Source organism: Photobacterium sp. R1, from assembly GCF_054600795.1.
In genome coordinates this window covers 1-286 of sequence record NZ_BAAHZP010000433.1, presented here as the reverse complement: position 1 = coordinate 286, position 286 = coordinate 1, and the positions used below count along the sequence as shown (strand labels likewise).

Sequence of the window (286 nt, the reverse complement as noted above, 5' to 3'; positions counted from 1 at the left end):
GGCCAGCGTTTTGTGCGTTGTGGTGGTCACCACGTGCGCATGCGGTACAGGGTTAGGGTAAACACCTGCGGCCACCAGGCCAGCTACGTGCGCCATATCAACGAAGAAGTAAGCACCGGCTTTGTCTGCGATTTCACGCATGCGCTTCCAGTCAACGATTTGCGAATAGGCAGAGAAACCGCCGATGATCATTTTCGGCTTGTGTTCCAGAGCCAGCGCTTCGACTTCTGCATAGTCAATCTGGCCGGCTTCATCAATACCGTAAGGAATAATGTTGTACAGCTTA

1 pseudogene is annotated in these 286 nt (G+C 52.8%); it reads right to left on the bottom strand.

Annotation, left to right across the window (positions count from 1 at the left end):
- Positions 1–286, bottom strand: a pseudogene (gene glyA, locus ACYP03_RS25735) (serine hydroxymethyltransferase); the annotation flags it as partial.